The sequence below is a fragment of the Roseateles chitinivorans genome (assembly GCF_050632145.1).
Lineage (GTDB): Bacteria > Pseudomonadota > Gammaproteobacteria > Burkholderiales > Burkholderiaceae_C > Roseateles > Roseateles chitinivorans_B.
In genome coordinates this window covers 5649119-5665348 of sequence record NZ_CP192577.1, presented here as the reverse complement: position 1 = coordinate 5665348, position 16230 = coordinate 5649119, and the positions used below count along the sequence as shown (strand labels likewise).

12 protein-coding genes are annotated in these 16230 nt (G+C 73.1%); 1 reads left to right on the top strand and 11 read right to left on the bottom strand.

The window, feature by feature from the left end:
- Positions 1-45: 45 nt before the first annotated feature.
- The 10 genes from ACQ86G_RS26040 to tsaE all read right to left on the bottom strand — a co-directional run bounded on the left by ACQ86G_RS26040 (position 46) and on the right by tsaE (position 14188).
- Complete coding sequence (locus ACQ86G_RS26040) at positions 46-396, bottom strand: hypothetical protein (RefSeq protein WP_431257992.1); 351 nt, start codon at positions 394-396, stop codon at positions 46-48.
- Positions 393-2090: a hypothetical protein gene (locus tag ACQ86G_RS26035; protein ID WP_431257991.1), complete on the bottom strand. Its 1698-nt coding sequence runs from the start codon at positions 2088-2090 to the stop codon at positions 393-395. The genes ACQ86G_RS26040 and ACQ86G_RS26035 overlap by 4 nt, the downstream gene beginning before the upstream one ends.
- Positions 2087-3211 carry a hypothetical protein gene (locus ACQ86G_RS26030; RefSeq protein ID WP_431257990.1) on the bottom strand — a complete coding sequence of 375 codons (1125 nt, stop codon included), beginning with the start codon at positions 3209-3211 and terminating at the stop codon, positions 2087-2089. Before ACQ86G_RS26030 ends, ACQ86G_RS26035 begins: the two co-directional genes overlap by 4 nt.
- Positions 3211-5388: a hypothetical protein gene (locus ACQ86G_RS26025; protein ID WP_431257989.1), complete on the bottom strand. Its 2178-nt coding sequence runs from the start codon at positions 5386-5388 to the stop codon at positions 3211-3213. Before ACQ86G_RS26025 ends, ACQ86G_RS26030 begins: the two co-directional genes overlap by 1 nt.
- Entirely contained in the window at positions 5385-7205 is a 1821-nt protein-coding gene (locus tag ACQ86G_RS26020; protein WP_431257988.1) for a hypothetical protein, read from the bottom strand. Before ACQ86G_RS26020 ends, ACQ86G_RS26025 begins: the two co-directional genes overlap by 4 nt.
- Positions 7206-7222: 17 nt before the next feature.
- Positions 7223-9154 (bottom strand): hypothetical protein, encoded by a 1932-nt coding sequence (locus ACQ86G_RS26015; protein ID WP_431257987.1) that lies wholly within the window; start codon positions 9152-9154, stop codon positions 7223-7225.
- 479 nt (positions 9155-9633) lie between these two features.
- Complete coding sequence (locus ACQ86G_RS26010; protein WP_431257986.1) at positions 9634-10656, bottom strand: hypothetical protein; 1023 nt, start codon at positions 10654-10656, stop codon at positions 9634-9636.
- A complete protein-coding gene (locus ACQ86G_RS26005) occupies positions 10646-11815 on the bottom strand; it encodes a hypothetical protein (RefSeq protein ID WP_431257985.1) in 1170 nt (389 codons plus the stop codon). The genes ACQ86G_RS26010 and ACQ86G_RS26005 overlap by 11 nt, the downstream gene beginning before the upstream one ends.
- A gap of 320 nt (positions 11816-12135) precedes the next feature.
- Positions 12136-13620: an N-acetylmuramoyl-L-alanine amidase gene (locus ACQ86G_RS26000; protein ID WP_431257984.1), complete on the bottom strand. Its 1485-nt coding sequence runs from the start codon at positions 13618-13620 to the stop codon at positions 12136-12138.
- Between the two features lie 61 nt (positions 13621-13681).
- The gene (gene tsaE / locus ACQ86G_RS25995) at positions 13682-14188 is read right to left on the bottom strand and encodes a tRNA (adenosine(37)-N6)-threonylcarbamoyltransferase complex ATPase subunit type 1 TsaE (RefSeq protein ID WP_431257983.1); all 507 of its coding nucleotides are present in this window, start codon (positions 14186-14188) and stop codon (positions 13682-13684) included.
- 95 nt (positions 14189-14283) lie between these two features.
- On the opposite strand from tsaE, the gene queG reads away from it, so the two are divergent.
- Positions 14284-15363, top strand: coding sequence for a tRNA epoxyqueuosine(34) reductase QueG (queG, locus tag ACQ86G_RS25990; protein ID WP_431261499.1), 1080 nt, complete (start codon positions 14284-14286; stop codon positions 15361-15363).
- Here queG and ACQ86G_RS25985 read toward each other — a convergent pair.
- Positions 15341-16222, bottom strand: coding sequence for a LysR family transcriptional regulator (locus tag ACQ86G_RS25985; protein ID WP_088408179.1), 882 nt, complete (start codon positions 16220-16222; stop codon positions 15341-15343). The genes queG and ACQ86G_RS25985 overlap by 23 nt on opposite strands.
- Positions 16223-16230 lie beyond the last annotated feature (8 nt).

Below are 16230 nucleotides of genomic sequence, written 5' to 3'. Positions count from 1 at the left end.
CGGCCCTTTCCGATGACCGGCCGCGCATGGCCGGCGCGCGCGGGCTCAGGTCCCTTCGTTGCGCTGCGAGGTGACGATCGTCATCTGGCCGTTGGCCGGCTCGAAGGTGACCGCGTTGTACATGTTGAGCTGGTTGTCGATCTCGGAGCCGCGCACGATCACGAACTCCTGCAGCGAGACCAGCCCGCCGTTCTTGAACGCGCTGACGCGGATGCCGTTGAGGAACGGCGTCTGGCCGTTGCCGTAGGACTGCCAGGCGCCGCTTTTCGGGTCCAGCGAGAAGGTCTTCTCGCCGGCCACCTGGTGCCGCGGATCGCCGCCTTCGCGCACGACCAGCGCGACCGACAGGTTCCATCCGGTGTTGTTGAAGAAGTACTTGAAGGCAGGCGTGGTCATGCGGGGCTCCCTGGTTGCGGGCCGTCCTGGCCCGGGTTGAAAAGATCGTCGCGTCGCAGCCAGAGCGCGGTCTCGCCCGCGGCCAGCCGCCGCGTGCTGGCCGCGGTGCCGCCCGCGTCGAGGTCGACGTCGATGCGGCAGGCGCGCGGGCCGGCGTCGGCCTGACCCAGCAGCAGCGCGCGTACCGGGTGTCTGAGCCAGGCGGTGGCGCGCGGCCGATCGGCGTCCAGCGCGACCGGCTCGGCCAGATCGAACGACACCCGGATCGCGCGGGCGCGAGGCGACCCCTGGAAGACGTCGGACAGCGCCTCGACGGCGATCGGCTCGCGCGGATCGCGGTCGGTGGCGCTGGCCAGCAGTTCGTCGAGATAGGCCTCGCGGACGGAGGCCGGCAGCCGGCCGTCGAAGGCGAGGCGCTCGACGAAGCGGCCGCCGTTGAACGACACGTCGACCCAGCCCTTGAACAGGGTCAGTTCGGGCGCGCTGCTGAAGATCGCGGCCCACACCGCCAGGAAGCGGGGCACGCTCAGCATCAGTGTGTCGGTCACGCCGTCGGCCAGGTCGACGATCGCGTCGGATTGCGCCGCGCTGACCGGCGGGCCGTCGACCTGGCCCCGCTCGGGCGGCAGCAGCAAGGTGAAGGTGGCGCGCACGCCGTCCGACAGGCCGGAACCGCGCCAGTCCTGCGCGCTCGACATCGTCACCGGGTGGCCCAGTTGCGCGGCCAGGGTTCGCGCGGCCGCCTCGATCCGGTCCCGCTCGACGACGGGACGACCGAAGAAGCGGAACACCGCGCCGTCGCTCGCCCCGCCATCGCTCGCCCCGCCGTCACCGCGGAACTCCAGCAGCGAGGCCGCCGGGCGGCCCGTCGCGCCGGCGGCCAGCTCGAAGTGGTCTGGCAGGTAGAGCACGCGGCCGTGATCGCGGTTGTGCTGGTAGTAGCTGACGGCCGTGCCCTGCCAGTCGACCTTCCACGGCAGGTAGCCCGGCAGCGAAGGCAGTCGCAGGTCCTGCGTCCACTGGCAGGCGCACCGCGTGTATTGCGACGGGAAGTCGGGGGCCTGCTGCGTCATCAGGAGGACGAAGTCGCCGGCGGATCCCGCCGCGTTCATCAGCAGGCGCAGGTCGCCCTGCAGCGCTTCGCTCCAGTAGCGCTCGAAGAACTCGCGCGTCTGCGGCGCCGCCAGCGTCACGTCCTGCTGGAACCGGACCACCGCGCTCGGTTCGGCGTCGAAGAGCACGACGCGGGCGCGCTCCAGCGTCGCGCCCGCCAGCGTGGCCGTCAGTCGCAGCCGGTCGCCCTGTCGCTCGCGCGCGAGCGTCACCGGGTCGCAGGCCGGCATCAGCAGCTGGCAGCGCAGGCCGTCGGGCTCGCCGAGCCAGGCGCGTGCCGAGCCGGTGCGCCCGGCCAGCGCCGCGGGCACGCCGATGTCGACCCACAGCGTCAGCGTGCCGTCGGCGCCCAGCGACAGGTCGGGTGCGCCGCCGTCGCCGCCTGTCGGGCTCGCGCGGAAGTCGGGCCGGTACCAGAGGCCCGGGCCGGCCGTCTCCAGCAGCGCAGGCGCGCCCAGGTCGGCGCTCGGCGCGATCAGCGCGCCGCGGGTTTCGTCGCGACGCAGGCGCGACTCCAGGACCCGGCTCATCGTGAGGCCGGGCAGGGGAAGGATCGTGGTGGTGGTCGTGTTCATGGTCATGGTCGGTCCGGTGAGGCAGCGTCAGCCAGGCAGGGCGGCGGGCAGAAGGCGATCTGCCAGCCGGCGGGGGTGCCGACCGCCGCGCTGCAGCTGAGGAGGTTGTGGAAGCCGTCCGCGCGATGCAGCGCGCGCAGCGGCGTGGTCAGGGCGTCGTACAGCGGCAGGGCGCCGCCCTGGCGCTGGACCAGCGCGAGGATCTGGCGGCGCAGTCCGGCTTCGCCGCCGGCCAGGCGCGCGACCGTCGCCAGCACCGCGGCCTTGTGCACGCGGCCGTCGGGCGTGCCGGCGAGGCTGAATCCCGCCCAGGCGGCCGGCGGCCCGCGTTCGGGCCGCGGCTCGCGGCCGTCGAACCGGCGCATCAACGGGAACAGACCTTGCGCCTCGCCGTCGATGCCGGCCGCGCGCAGCAGGCGGTCCCAGTCGCGCCAGTCGCCCCAGTCGTGCAGGCCGCGAGCGTCACGCGATTCATCCGATTCACCCGAGTCATGCGAGTCATGCGAGTCACGTGAGTCACGCGAGCCGCTGGTGTCCGGTCCGCGGGGGCATTCGAAGTAACACTCGCAGAGCGCATCGCCCGGCGTCGCGCCGACCAGCAGCAGCCGTGCCTGGGGCGGCACGGCCGGCCGGGCGCCGAGCCGCGCGCGCAGCCAGCGGTCGAGCTCATCCGGCGGTGCCGTGCGCGGCACCTCGGCATAGACCTTGGCGCGTGCGGTCCCGTCGGCACGCCATCGCACGCCGAGCCAGGCGCCCCAGTCGAGCGGGCCGTGGCGCTGCAGCGCGGCGAAGGAGGCGAGGGCGCCGCCGTCGCGCGCGGCCGCCGGGTCGGCCTCCCGCACGCAGGCCAGCGCCTGGGCCAGGCGGTCCGGTGGCGCGGCGGCGCGGGCGGCCAGGTCGAAGGTCGCGCGCAGGCCGTCGTCGGGCCAGCCCAGCGACAGCTCCACCGGCTCCGGCCGGGTGTTGAGCCGCGTGTCCCGCCACGGCGCCGGCGACGCGGCATCCCGCGCCGCCGGCGCCGCCAGCACGACCCGGCACCAGGCCTCCAGCCGCCGACCGGCGTCCGGGTCGTGCCGGTCCAGGACCGACAGCGCCCGGTCCAGCCCCGGTGCGAGGCCGCGGTGCATCACGGCGCCTTGATGAAGGCGATGCCGCCGGCGCGAACCTCGCCCTCGGCGGTCTCTCCCGTGTCGAAGACGACGCTGTAGCGCACCATCGTCGGCGTGCCGGCGACCTCGGGCTCGTTCGTCACCGCGTATTGCTGGACGCGCTGGCCGGCCTTGTCCTGCGGCGCCTCGAGCAGCACGTGCACCTCGGGCGAGTCCGCGCCGCAGGTCAGCGTGACGTCGGCCGCGCCCTCGGTGAAGCGCGGGACCAGGATCACCGGCACGCGCCGCGCGTACCCGTCGTCGACGACCACCGACGCGCCCACCAGCGGCGACGGCCCCAGCACGCGCACGTCGGTGGCGCCGCGGCGCAGCTGCACCGTGACCTCGACCGGCTCGTCGCGATGGCCGGCGGGACCGCGCAGCCGCAAGGTCTGCGCGCCTTCGCGGCCGCGCTGGAACACCACCTGCGGCGCCTGCTTCCAGCGCGCGCTGCGCAGCGTCACGACCGCCTGGTCGAGGCCGTCCCAGACGAAGTTCTCGCGCAGGCGCACGTCCACCGACAGGAAGTCCGCCGCCGACTCCGCCATCGCCACGATCTGGCCGGTGTCGCTGCGGCCCTCGACACGGTGCACGAACTCGTCGCCGAGCCACTCGCCCGAGGGCGAGTAGACGAACTCGGCGACGTAGTCGACCCCGGCGCTGCCCTGCTCGTCGTACTGGAAGCTCAACGGCAGGCTGCCGACGACGCCGTCGGCATCGATGCTGTAGGACAGCCGGTGCTGGCGGTCCCGGGACGCGCCGGCGGGGTAGACGGCGGACACGTTGACCGCGCGCAGCCCGAGCCGCTGGCGGTCGTCGGCGTCGGGCACCGCGACGCGCACCGGATAGGCCAGCCCGAACGGCATCTGCGAGCGGTTCACCAGCAGCAGGTGGTCTTCCGGACGGTCGTCCTGACCCAGGCCCACCACGGCCTGCGGCAGCACGATGCAGGTGCGGGCCTTCTTCTCGGAGTACAGCATGTCGATGCTGTTCACCTGCTCGCCGTGATAGACGGACATCCGGATCGTGGCCTTCGGGATCGTCATCGTCGCGGCGCGCACGACCTCCTTGACCGCCTCGCCGGCGCCGCCCGAGCCGCCGCTTCCGCCCGAGCCACCGCTTCCACCCGAACCTCCCTCGGTGCCGCCGTCCGAGCCACCGTCCGAGCCGCTCTCCCCGCCGCTCTCTCCGCCGCCTTCGGCGGGCGTGTCCGCGCCGCCGTCCTTCTGCGCGACCGCCTCGCTGGCGGCCAGCTCGACGTCCTTGGCGCGGTTGACCGTGTCGTCGACCTGCGGCGCCTCCGCGAGCGGCGACCAGCGGTTCGCGTCGGGGCCGATCTGGACTTCGAAGAAGTTCTTCAGCACGTACTCCAGCAGGATCTGCTGGGCCCACTTCAGGCCTTCCTGCGGGTTGTCGCCGTCGTAGTTGACGACCTCGATCTGCAGGCCGCTCTTCTGCAGCGCCTTCTGCCACTGGCCCTGGATGCCGACATCCAGCACGAAGGCGCTCAGCGGCATCTGCATGCCGAAGCTGCCCTGCACCTCGTCCAGGACCTTGCTGAAGGTGCCCTTGACGGTGAAGGTCACCGCGGGGCGCATGGCCAGGAACTCGAGCCGGTACATCGCGGCGATGTGCTTGCTGCGCGCGCGCAGCGCGGCGTTCATCGCACCGGCGAGCCTGCCCGCCTTGGTGAACGCGACCGAGCACACGGCGGCGTTGTCGCCGACCAGCGAGGACGACCCCGCCTGCCACACCAGCTGGGCATCGCTCTGGTACAGCAGCGACGGATCGCCCTCGATGGCGGGCGCGGCCTGGCGCGCCACCGGCCCGAGCACCGAGAAGCTCACCGCGCCCCGCGTGTACGGCACGGCCGCCAGCGAGATGGCGCCGCCCGGTTGCCATTCGCGCTGGATGGCTTCCTTGATGCGCTGCAGCGTGGCGGGCGGCACCGCCGTGTCGACCTCGAAGTTCAGGAAGCCGCTGCCGTCGCCGTCGGCGGCGTCCTCCGTGTACCAGAGGTAGGACAGCATCCGGCGGCCGCCGCGTTGGGCCAGGCGCACGGTGCCGGGGATGTACCAGAACTGCCGGGACGACGCGTCGTCCGGGTAGACGTCGACGCCGTCGACGGTGAGCTTGCGGTCATGCATGTAGATCATGGGTGGTCTCCAGTGGGGAGGTGGAAGGGCAGCGCCACCAGCGGCGGCGCGTCGGCGGGGAGGAGGCGGGGCGGCACGCCGCCGATCGCGAGCGCGAAGCCGCGGTCGCCGGCGTGCCAGTAACGCAGCACCGGCGGCGGAACGTCCGGGTCGCGGTGCAAGGTGAAGACGGTCTCGGGCCACAGCTGCAGCGGACCGGGCACGACTCGCAACGCGAGGCTGTCGCGGCCGCCCCAGTCGATGCCGGGGTCTATCCGCAGGCCGACGTCGCGCCGCGCGAACGGGTTGACGAACACGACGCCGCCGGCCGGCTGGCCGCCGGGCAGCCGCAGCGCGGCGTCGCCGCTGGCGGGATGCACGACCAGCTCGCAGCGCACGTCGCCGAAGTCGACCGGCTGCGGGGCGAAGGCCTCGATGACGGCGCCGGGCCGGCGTTCGTCGAGCTCGACCGACGGCGGCCACCAGCGCAGGCCGGCGCCGGCCAGACGCACCTCGACCGACCGCACCAGCGGCCAGGGGAAGGCCTCGGCCACCTCGATCGAGAAGCGGCGGTCGGCGAACAGCCCGGCCGGCACGATGTCGAGGAAGGCCTGGTCGGTGTCCAGCGCCAGCGGCCGCTCGAGCGACGCGGGCCGGTCCAGGCCGCCGCCGTCCTGGAAATGCACGACGCAGCGCGCGCGCGGCGCCGTCGCGGTGCGCGACAGCGAGGTCGGCCAGTCCTGCGGCCGGTCCGCGTTGAAGACGTGGGCCTGCGACCCGCCGGGCGTGCCCTCGGGCGGATCCAGCCGCAGCTCGACCGCGCGCACCGGCCCCCGGTAGTCGTCGTGGCAGCGCACCCGCAGCGGGCGGACGTAGGACCGGCCGGTGCCGATCGTCTCCATGCGGCAGTCGCGCAGGGCCTCGGCCAGGCCGGTGGGCGCGCCCAGCGGACAGGCCTGGCGCGAGACCATGCCGCTGACCGACATCCGCATGTCCAGCTTGCGCACGAGCGTCTGCTCGTCCTCGAGCCGGCTGCAGTCGATGCCCAGCGACCAGCCGCCGGTCTCGCCGTCGCCGGGCGTGGCGAAGCGCGGCATCGGCGTCAGCGCGTTGCGGACGCTGCGCATGAAGGCCAGGCGGAAGCCGTCGGGCAGGGGCAGGCCGCCGCGGTCGGTGGTGTCGACGCGGATCGCGCCGCTGGCGCGCAGCGTCTCGAAGGTCTGGACGTGCTCGATCTCGAGGAAGGGCAGCTTCAGCGCGCAGCGCTCCTGCACCCAGCGCCGGAACTTCGAGCCGTCGACCTGGACGTCGATGCGCCAGGCCTCGCGGAAGGCGTCGAAGCGCAGCGCGTACACCACCGCGAGCGCCTGCGCGGCGAAGGCGTCGCGGCCGGCGTCGCCGCCGCCCAGCATCGCCAGGTGCCGCACCCCCAGGCCCAGGGTCAGCGCGACGCTGTTGTCGCCCAGCAGCGAGGGCCGGGCGCGCCGCGGGGCCTGGCCGGTGAGCCGGGCCACGACCTCGCCGGCGGTCCAGGGGATGGGCCGCAGCTCGGGCGCGAGGCCGCCGCGCTGCAGGGTCAGGGCGTCGCGGGCCCGCGCCAGCAGCGCGTCGTCGGGGCGCAGGTCCACCACCATCGACAGCTGGCCGGCGTCGGCGTCCGGATCGTTCCCGAGCGGCCGGTCGTAGGTCAGCAGCCGCAGCTGCGGCACCCCGTCGATCCGCGCCAGCGCCGGCCGCGTCGCCGCGCAATACACCACGCCCGACGTGGGCGTCGTGTCGCCGTACAGCATCAGCTCGGGCAAGCCGTCGAGCGCGATCGGTTGATCGTCGGCCAGCATGGCGCGGGCTCCGCGGGTCAGCCGACGGTGACGCCGGTGGCGCGGACGCGCACGGCCACCGGGCCGCCCGGCAGCGGATCGAGGACGGCGGTCGCCACGTTCAGGCGCGAGGTCTTGCCGCCGACGCTCACCTCGGCCTCCACCACGCGCAAGGCGCCGGGACCGCCGCTGCCGGCGGGCACCGTCCAGTCGACGCTGCGGGGACCGGCGGCACGGTCGAGCTCGATCTCCTGGCGGAACACGCCCGGCCTGGCGCCGCGCAGCGTGGTCTCGAGCCGCACGCGTGCCCGGTCGGCGCCGTCCTCGAGGGACAGGCGCACCCGGCGGGCCACGCCGCCCCAGGGGCTCGCCAGCCGCACCGCGCCGGTGCCGCGCCAGCCCTGGACCAGGGTCCAGTCGCCTTCCACCGTGTCGCCGTTGGTCAAGGCCAGCGTCAGCCGGTAGGACAGGTCCCCGATCGAGGACTGGCCCAGCGGGACGTTGACCGTCGTCTCGAACGGGGCGGTCGCGGCCAGGTCGATGTCCTCCTGCTCCCAGTCGCCCAGGCGCAGCGCGACGCTGGCGCGGTCGATCACGCCCCAGGGCAAGTCCTGGCCCCGCAGCGTCGCGTGAAGCACGCCGAAGTCGACGCCGAACAGGTCGAGGTAGTTGCGGTTCTCGGTGTCTTCACGGCTCGCGGCGAAGGCTGGCGTGCCGTCCTGGTAGACGACGCGGTACTGGTACTTCAGCGGCGCGCGCTCGTCGCCCTTGCTGAAGGTGCCGCGCAGCTGGCGCGAGCGCAGGTCGCCGCCGGCCGTGAACTCCAGCACGCTGACCTCCTTGCGGGCGTCGTCGCGCAGCTTGTGGCCGGCCAGCGTCAGCGCCGTCACCACCAGGCGGTCGACGCCGAGCGCCTTGAGCCGCTCGGCGCTGGGCGGGCTGACCGTCAGGTCGAGGTCGAAGAAGGGCTTGGCATTCAGGTCGATCGTGTGGAAGCAGTCGCCGAGCTTGTCGGCCGGCACCACCGCGTCCACGCGCGGCAGCAGCGCCTGCGGCCGCTTCTCGATGTTGAGCGCCTGGCTCAGGTGGTAGGTGCGGGACTGGTCCTGCACCTGCTCGATCTGGCGCACCCCGTCCGCGGTCAGCGCGTTGAGGTCCAGCGCCGGCAGCTGGCTCTTGACCATGTCCTCGAGCTGCTTGCCGGCCCAATCCGTCAGCAGCTTGCTGACGGTCTCCTTGCTGCCGCTGTCGGCGCTGGGCAGGACGACATCGATGGAGCTCTTGGCCATCTCGCTGTAGCTGCGGCCGCGCGGCACCGCGACCGTGTGGGTGCTGCCCCAGGCGCCCCGGTGCTTCTGCTCCTCGACGACCAGCTTGGCCATCTTCGTCTGCGACAGCGTCACCGTCGCGGAGGCGTCGGGCAGCAGGCCGTCGAAGGTCACCGTGTAGGTGGCGCTCAGCACCGAGCTGCCGCCGTCCTTGGCCTTGTCGCCGTTGTCCGACGGGCCGCCGAGCGCGGACCAGAACAGCTGCGCGCCGATCTCGGTCAGGTTGAAGGTGACGATGGCGGCGTTGTCGTTGAAGTTGGACGGCGTGGTCCGGCACACGCCGGTGAAGGCCGGGTCCTGCTCCTTGTCGTAGGCCTCCTTGGTGGCGAAGGCGCGGACCTCGACGGCGCCGGTGCGGTACGGCACCGGCTTGATCTGCAGCGCGTCGCGCTCGGCCAGGAACTGGCCGTAGTCCGCTTCGCGCTGCCAGCGCCCGAACAGCGCCTGGGCATCGCCGTCGCCCAGGCCCAGCGACTTGCGCAGCGACTGCGCGGCCTCGGCCTGGTTGCCGGCCATCGCCTGGCACAGGGCCAGCATCTGCCGGGCGCGCTCGACCGAGGGGCCGTCGTTGACGATGGCTTCGGCCATGCGCGCGCGCACGGCCGGATCCCCCATGTCGGGCATCGGCAGCGCGACCGTCATCGTGCAGAGCCCCCGCGTCGATGCCGCCGCCGAAGAAGCGCGTCATGTTGAACTTCAGCTGGCCGTCCGGACCGGTCCACAGCGTGGGCATCTCGGCCATCGCGTAGTAGGTGTTCCGGTCCTCGCTGTCGGGGAACAGGATGTAGTTGTTGGCATTGGTGAGGCGGTCGCTGCCGGGGATCCGGCGCGTGACGTTCTTGACGGTGATGGCGGGTGAAATCTTCAGCATGGGAACTCCCTGGTTGGATGGCGGCGCCGGTGGCGCCCGTTGAGGAAAATCGGCTGCGCTGCCGCTCGGCGGCAGCGGGCGGGGTTGGGGCGGAAAGGGCGGAACTGACCGGGTGCACCGGGTGCACCGGGTGCACCGGGTGTGGGGGGACGGGCCCGCCCGGCAGGCGCGAGCCGGCCCCCGCGCCGCGGCGCGAGGCCGTGGCACGTCCGGTGCAAGGACGGGCGGGAGCGGGCGGCGGCGGGCGGCCTCAGCCGCCGGAGAGGCCCGGCGCCGATGCCCGGGGTGTCCGCGACGCGGTCCCGGCGGTGCCCGCGGTGCCTGCGGGCCCGCCGGGGCTGCCGCCGCCGTGGGGCACGCCGTCCGCGCCGTCCGGGGCGGTGCCGGCGAAGGCGCGGCCGAGGTCGGCGCTCGCCTGGATGTGCCACTCCCGGCGTTCCGGCACCGTCGTCGCCGCGTGGATGCGCAGGTCCTCGGGCGGGGTGGTCGCGGCGAACGCGGCGTTGGACCAGTTGTCCAGGATCTGCCGGACGAGGCCGTTGACGACGGGCGCGGTGGCCCGCGTCAGCGCGTCGTCGGAGAACTGCGCCGTGCGGCGCACGTCCAGCGTCAGCGACCCGTCGGACAGGGCGCTGTCCACGGCCTGGCGGACCTGCTCGATCGTCGGGACCGGCGGCTTGGCCGCTTCGGTCTTCTTGCTGAACGGGAACCAGCCCGACGACTTCGCCGGCGCGCTCGGGACCAGCGCGGCGTAGACGGGCTGCAGCGAGCCCTGCAGCGTCAGCTCGACGCGCGCGTCCACGCGCAGGCCGCCGCCGTAGCGCACGCGCAGACGGGACTCGGCACCGTCCATGGCGGCCTGCACCGCCTGGGCATCCTCCCGCGAGATCGCCTCCACCAGCGCCAGCCGGTTGGACGAGGTGCCGGACGCGGTGAACGGCCCGAGTTCGCGGGACACGCCCGCGTCGTCGACCATCACCAGCATGACGTGCACGCCGTCGAGCTCGGCCGGCAGCAGGCTCACCGGCTCGCCGGGGAAGCGCGCCTGCAGCTGCTGACGCGCGGCGTCGACCGCCTCGGGATCCTGTTCCCACGACATCTGCAGCGACAGCTGGTCCGCGCTGCCCATGCGCAGCAGATGCAGCATCGGGGTGTTGCCGTCGCGGTCCAGGCGAGGGTCACCGGGCAGGTACAGGAAGCGGTGCTCGCCGGGCCAGCCGACGTCGATGCAGCGCAGCGCGCCGATGTGCAGGGTCTGGAGTTCATCGTTCATGGGAATCTCCTGGGGTCTGATGGCCCGCGGGTCGTGCCGGGCCGGGTGGTGAGAGGGAAAGGCGGCCGGGCAGCGCGGGCAGGTCGCTCCGGCCGAGCAGGACGTAGTCCTCCGTGGCGTCACGCCAGGGACCGCTGACCACGTCGTGCGCGCCGACGACGGTGACGCGCAGCCGGTAGCGGCGCGGGCCGCGCCAGGATGCGAAGCGCAGCACCAGCGGCGTGTCGCCTTCGCTGGCGGCGGCGGGGGCGGGGTAGACGATGACGCGCGCGCTGAATGGCCGGCCGCCTTCGGCGAGCGCCGCGTCGATGGCGAACTCCGCGTCGATGCGCAGCACGCCGGGCGGCACCGACGGCAACAGGGCGCGCACCAGCACCGGCAGGGCGCGGGCCTCGCCGGGCATGGCCGGCACCGGGGTCACGCGGCAGACGACCGCGGGGTCGCGCGGCGTGCGCGCCAGCTCGAATGGATCCAGCGCGTACCAGACGGGCACCGGCGCGACCTGCGGCGTGCGCAGGTCCCAGGCGACGCTGGCCTGGCGCTCGTCGTCGTCGGCCCACAGGCGCAGCCAGGGACCCGTGGCGACCGAGGGCGTCTGCGCCGGTGAACCGTAGGCCTGGCGCAGGCGGCCGGCGATGGCCAGGCCCAGTCCGGCCGGTGGCGACAGGGCGCCGGTCGCCGACGCGGCGGCGCCGCCATCGCCGCCACTGTCGCTGTCGCTGTCGATCCGGACATAGGCGCCGGGCTGGCGTTCGAGCGCCTCCACCAGGCCCCGCCACGGCAGCGCCTGCGCGCCTGGCGCGAGGACCGATTGCAGCGCGTCGATCAGCGGGCCCGGCTGGAAGACGACGCGGCAGGGCGGACGCGGCAGCACGCCGTCGATCTCGCCCTCCAGCGCGCCGGCCAGCCACAACGCGCCGTCGGTGCGCAGCAGCCGGTCGAGCAGCAGCGCTTCGTCATTGCCCAGGCGGGCCTCGACGAGGGCGCGCCGGCCGACCCAGGCGAAGGGCAGCGCGCGGCGCCAGCGGCCCGCCTCCAGGCGGCACACGCCGCCGCGGCGCGGCAGCAGGTCCAACGCACCGGCGGGCGCATCGCCGATGACCTCGACATCCGCGCGCAGCGTGGCCAGCACATCGCCCTGCGCGGACGGCGCGATCATGAACTCCAGCAGGAAGGCCGGCTGACCGTCGGCCGGTCGGGCCAGAGCGGCCCGGTGCCCGATCGCATAGCGCGGCGATGCCGCGCCGAAGGCGTTCAGCAGGTCGACGGTGTCGCCACGAGACGCGCCCTGCCAGTCGGGCAGGGCGGTCGCGGCGGTGGCGGCGGTCGTGGCGCTGGAGGCGTCGGACAGGGGGACATGGCGGCGGTCGATTCCGGTGGCACGTGATGTGCGGGAATCTAGGGCGTCGCCCCTTGTCCATCCATGCCACCGATTGCGTAGTGCCCGGTGGCGGCGCGGTCCGGCCGCGCCCGGCGCCGCTACAGGGCGCGGTGCCTGGCCGCCAACGGCGGGTTCTTCGCGAAGTACCGCGCGATGCCGGTCGCCAGCGCCTTGACCAGGTCGTCCTGGTAGTCCGGGTCGCGCAACCGCGCCTCTTCCTCGGGATTGGAGATGAAGGCCGTCTCCACCAGGATCGACGGCACGTCCGGCGCCTTCAGCACCGCGAAGCCGGCCTGCTCGACGCTGCCCTTGTGCAGCTTGGCCAGCTTGCCGATCTGGCCCAGCACTTCGCCGCCCAGCTTCAGGCTGTCCTTGATCTGCGCCGAGGTGCTCATGTCCAGCATGGCGCGCAGCACGCCGGCGTCCTTCACCACCTTGGTGTTGACGCCGCCGATCACGTCGGCCGCGTTCTCCTTGTCGGCCATCCAGCGCGCGTTCGTCGAGCTCGCGCCGCTGGTCGACAGCGCGAAGACCGAGGCGCCCTGCGCCTTCGGCGTGATGAAGGCGTCCGCGTGGATGGACACGAACAGGTCGGCCTGCACCCGGCGCGCCTTGCGCACCCGCTCGTTCAGCGGGACGAAGAAGTCCGCGTCGCGCGTCATCATCACGCGGATGCGCGGGTTCGTGTTCAGCCGGTCTCTCAGCTTCTTGCCGATCGCCAGCACCACGTCCTTCTCTCTCAATCCGGTGGGACCGATGGCCCCGGGATCCTCGCCGCCGTGGCCGGGATCGATCGCGATCACGATCAACCGGTCCAGCCTGGTCTGGCTCATCTCCGGCGCGACCTCCTTCAGCGGCGGCGCGGGCGGGGGCGGGGTGTCGATCTTCGCGATCGCCGTCGAGCTCGCCGGACGCTGCGGCGGTGTCGCCGCCGCGCTCGCCGCCTGCTCGGCCGACGAAGCCGCCGTCAGCGGCCGGTCGATGCGACCGATCAGCTCGCCCAGCGCGTCGTTCACCGACTGCGCCGCAGCGGTCTCCGCGGCTTCCTTGCCGCGCACCAGGTCCAGCAGCGGATCGCGCTCGCGCGTCGGGTACAGGTCCAGCACCAGCCGGTTCTGGTACGCCGCCACCGGCTCGATCGTGAACACCTGCGGCGCCACGGTCTGCTTCAGGTCCAGCACGATGCGCACCACGCGCGGCTGGTTCTGGCCGACGCGCACGCCGGCGATGAACGGGTCGTCCGGCTTGACCTTGCCCAGCAGCTCCTTCAGGCCCGCGTTGAGCTCCAGCCCGTCGATGTCGATCACGAGCCGGTCCGGATTCGCCGCCATGAAGCTCTTGGCCGCCAGCTGGCGGTCGGACTCGATGGTCACGCGGGTGTAGTCGCTCGCCGGCCAGACCCGCACCGCGACGATGTTGGCGGCGCTGGCGGCCAGCGCCGGCACCGCGGGCAGCACGGAGAAGCTCAGCACCGTCGCGCCCATGCGGCCCAGCGCCTTGCGGCGGCCGCGGGACGGCAGGCCGGCGCGAGCCGGCGGGGTGTCGACGGTCGTGTCCCTGGGGGAGGAGGGCAGGCCTTTCATGTTTCCGTTCATGTCTCCGTTCATGTCTGCGTTCATGTGAGGCAGGGCGGTGGCCGTCGGATCAGTCGGAAGGTCCGGCGAGCTGCCGGTCCAGCTCAGCCAGCAAATCCTGACCCCGCGACGTGCGCGCTTCAGCACGAACGTCGCGGCTGTCGTCGTCGTTGACCTGGAGCAGGAGCCGCAGGTCCGGCGTCGGCAGCATGCCGGCCGCCTTCTCGGGCCATTCGCTGAGCTTGAGCCCCGGCGCGGCGAACAGGTCGCGGAAGCCCGCGTCCTCCCACTCGCGCGGATCGCTGAAGCGGTAGAAGTCGAAATGATGGGCGGGCAGGCCGGCGAGGCCCGGCGGGGCGTAGTCTTCGACCACGGCGTAGCTCGGGCTCTTGATGCGGCCGGTGACACCGAGCGCGCGCAGCAGATGCCGCACCAGGCTGGTCTTGCCGGCCCCCAGGCCGCCGTCGAGTTCGATGCTCAGGTCCGCGATCTGCGGACAGCGGGCCAACGCCTGTGCGAAACGTTCGCAGGCGGCCTCGTCGGGCCAACGGTACGGGCGGGTTTCTAGAATGCTCAACTGCGATGAATTCCCTGGTCAACACCCCACGGCCCGATGCGTCCTCCGATGACGTGGCGGGCCCCTCCCGAGACCCCGACGCGCTGCGCGCGCTGATGGTCGAGGTCCGCGCCTGGGCGCTTGAGTTCGGATTCTCACAGATTGGGGTGGCCCACGTCGATCTGAGCGATGCGGAAGCCGGTCTGCAGGCGTGGCTGGACGCCGGTTTCCATGGCGACATGCAGTACATGGCCGCCCACGGCCTCAAGCGCGCCCGGCCCGCCGAGCTGGTGCCGGGCACGATCAGCATCCTGACCGCCCGCATGGACTACCTGCCCGAGGCCGCCGGCGACGACTGGCAGGACCGCGAATGGGCCGCGATGCGGGACCCGGCACGTGCGCAGGTCTCGCTGTATGCGCGGGGTCGGGACTATCACAAGGTGCTGCGCAATCGGCTGCAGCAGCTTGCCGATCGCATCCAGGACCGCGTCGGCCCGATGGGGCACCGCGTGTTCACCGACTCCGCGCCGGTGCTGGAGGTCGAGCTCGCGAGCCGCTCCGGCATCGGGTGGCGCGGCAAGCACACGCTGACGCTGCACCGCGACAGCGGCTCGATGTTCTTCCTCGGCGAGATCTACCTGGACCTCGCGCTGCCGGCCAGCGAGCCCGTCACCGCGCATTGCGGCCAGTGCCGCGCCTGTCTCGACGCCTGTCCGACCGGCGCGATCATCGCCCCGTACCGGCTCGATGCGCGGCGCTGCATCAGCTACCTGACGATCGAGCAGGACGGGCCGATCCCGCTCGAGTTCCGCGAGGCGATCGGCAACCGCATCTACGGCTGCGACGATTGCCAGCTCGCGTGTCCATGGAACAAGTTCGCGCGCAGGAACGCGCTGCCGGACTTCGACTGGCGCGAGCCGCTCGGCCACGCGTCGCTGCTGACGCTGTTCGCCTGGGACGAGGCGACCTTCCTCAAGCGCACCGAAGGCTCGGCGATCCGCCGCATCGGCCATGCGCGCTGGCAACGCAACATCGCCGTGGCGATGGGGAACGCGCTGAGGCAAGACCTGGCGCCGGCGCTGCGCGCCGATCTGCTGACGGCGCTGCGCGCGACGCTGCCCGACGCGACACCCGTCGTGGCCGAGCACATCGAGTGGGCGCTCGCGCAGGATCTCATTCCTCGATCGCCTGCCTGAACGCCGCGATGAAGTCCGACACCGGCTGCGGTGAGCGCAGCCCCTGCGGCTGAACCGCGCGGACCTCGACCGGGACCTCGGGCAGCAGCGTGCGGATGTGGAGATCGCCGCCGCTGGCCTGCGCGGTGAAGGAATCGATGATGGCCGGCCCGAAGCCCTGTTCCGCCATCACCATCGCGATGTGGTGCGTCTGCACGGTGATGCCGGCGCGCGGCGACAACGACAGGCGCGCCCACTGGTCGGCCAGCACGGCGCCCAGCGGGTCGCGCTCGTCGATGCGGATGAAGGGCTCGCGCAGCAGGTCCTGCAGCGCGACGGTCGTCCGGCGGTCCGCGGCCGTCCTGCCTTTCGGCGACGCGCACACGAGCCGCCCGGTGGCGACCAGTTCATCGGACAACGCCGCGTGGGACGGGCGGCCGTACACGATGCCGACGTCGCCCTCCTGCAGGAGCATCGCCCGTGCGATGTCGTTCGAGTGCAGCGTCCGGACGCTGATCGGCAGATCGCGATAACGGCGCCGGAAGGCTTTCAGCGCCTGCGGCAGTGCCTTCACCGCCAGCGAGGGCACGATCAGGATGCGGAAGCCCTGGCCTTCGCCGGTGCCCAGCGCGGTCGCCATGCGACGCACCGATTCGAGCTGCGACATCAGCGCCTGCACCTCGGGGTAGAGCGCCTGCGCCTCGCGCGTGGGCATCAGGCGCCGCCGCTGACGCGTGAACAGCGCGTATCCCAGCTGCAGCTCCGCCAGCTGCAGGGACTGGGTCACCGCGGGCTGCGTCACGTGCAGCAGCTTCGAGGCCGCGCTCACGGAGCCCGTCAACATGACCGCATGGAAGACCTCGATGTGCTTCAGGCGCATGGGCGGGG

What these genes read in the sequence shown, in the direction of transcription:
- ACQ86G_RS26040 (WP_431257992.1), bottom strand. Translation starts at nt 396, where the DNA reads ATGACCACGCCTGCCTTCAAGTACTTCTTCAACAACACCGGATGGAAC.
- ACQ86G_RS26035 (WP_431257991.1), bottom strand. Translation starts at nt 2,090, where the DNA reads ATGACCATGAACACGACCACCACCACGATCCTTCCCCTGCCCGGCCTC.
- ACQ86G_RS26030 (WP_431257990.1), bottom strand. Translation starts at nt 3,211, where the DNA reads ATGCACCGCGGCCTCGCACCGGGGCTGGACCGGGCGCTGTCGGTCCTG.
- ACQ86G_RS26025 (WP_431257989.1), bottom strand. Translation starts at nt 5,388, where the DNA reads ATGATCTACATGCATGACCGCAAGCTCACCGTCGACGGCGTCGACGTC.
- ACQ86G_RS26020 (WP_431257988.1), bottom strand. Translation starts at nt 7,205, where the DNA reads ATGCTGGCCGACGATCAACCGATCGCGCTCGACGGCTTGCCCGAGCTG.
- ACQ86G_RS26015 (WP_431257987.1), bottom strand. Translation starts at nt 9,154, where the DNA reads ATGACGGTCGCGCTGCCGATGCCCGACATGGGGGATCCGGCCGTGCGC.
- ACQ86G_RS26010 (WP_431257986.1), bottom strand. Translation starts at nt 10,656, where the DNA reads ATGAACGATGAACTCCAGACCCTGCACATCGGCGCGCTGCGCTGCATC.
- ACQ86G_RS26005 (WP_431257985.1), bottom strand. Translation starts at nt 11,815, where the DNA reads ATGATCGCGCCGTCCGCGCAGGGCGATGTGCTGGCCACGCTGCGCGCG.
- ACQ86G_RS26000 (WP_431257984.1), bottom strand. Translation starts at nt 13,620, where the DNA reads ATGAAAGGCCTGCCCTCCTCCCCCAGGGACACGACCGTCGACACCCCG.
- queG (WP_431261499.1), top strand. Translation starts at nt 14,284, where the DNA reads ATGGTCGAGGTCCGCGCCTGGGCGCTTGAGTTCGGATTCTCACAGATT.
- ACQ86G_RS25985 (WP_088408179.1), bottom strand. Translation starts at nt 16,222, where the DNA reads ATGCGCCTGAAGCACATCGAGGTCTTCCATGCGGTCATGTTGACGGGC.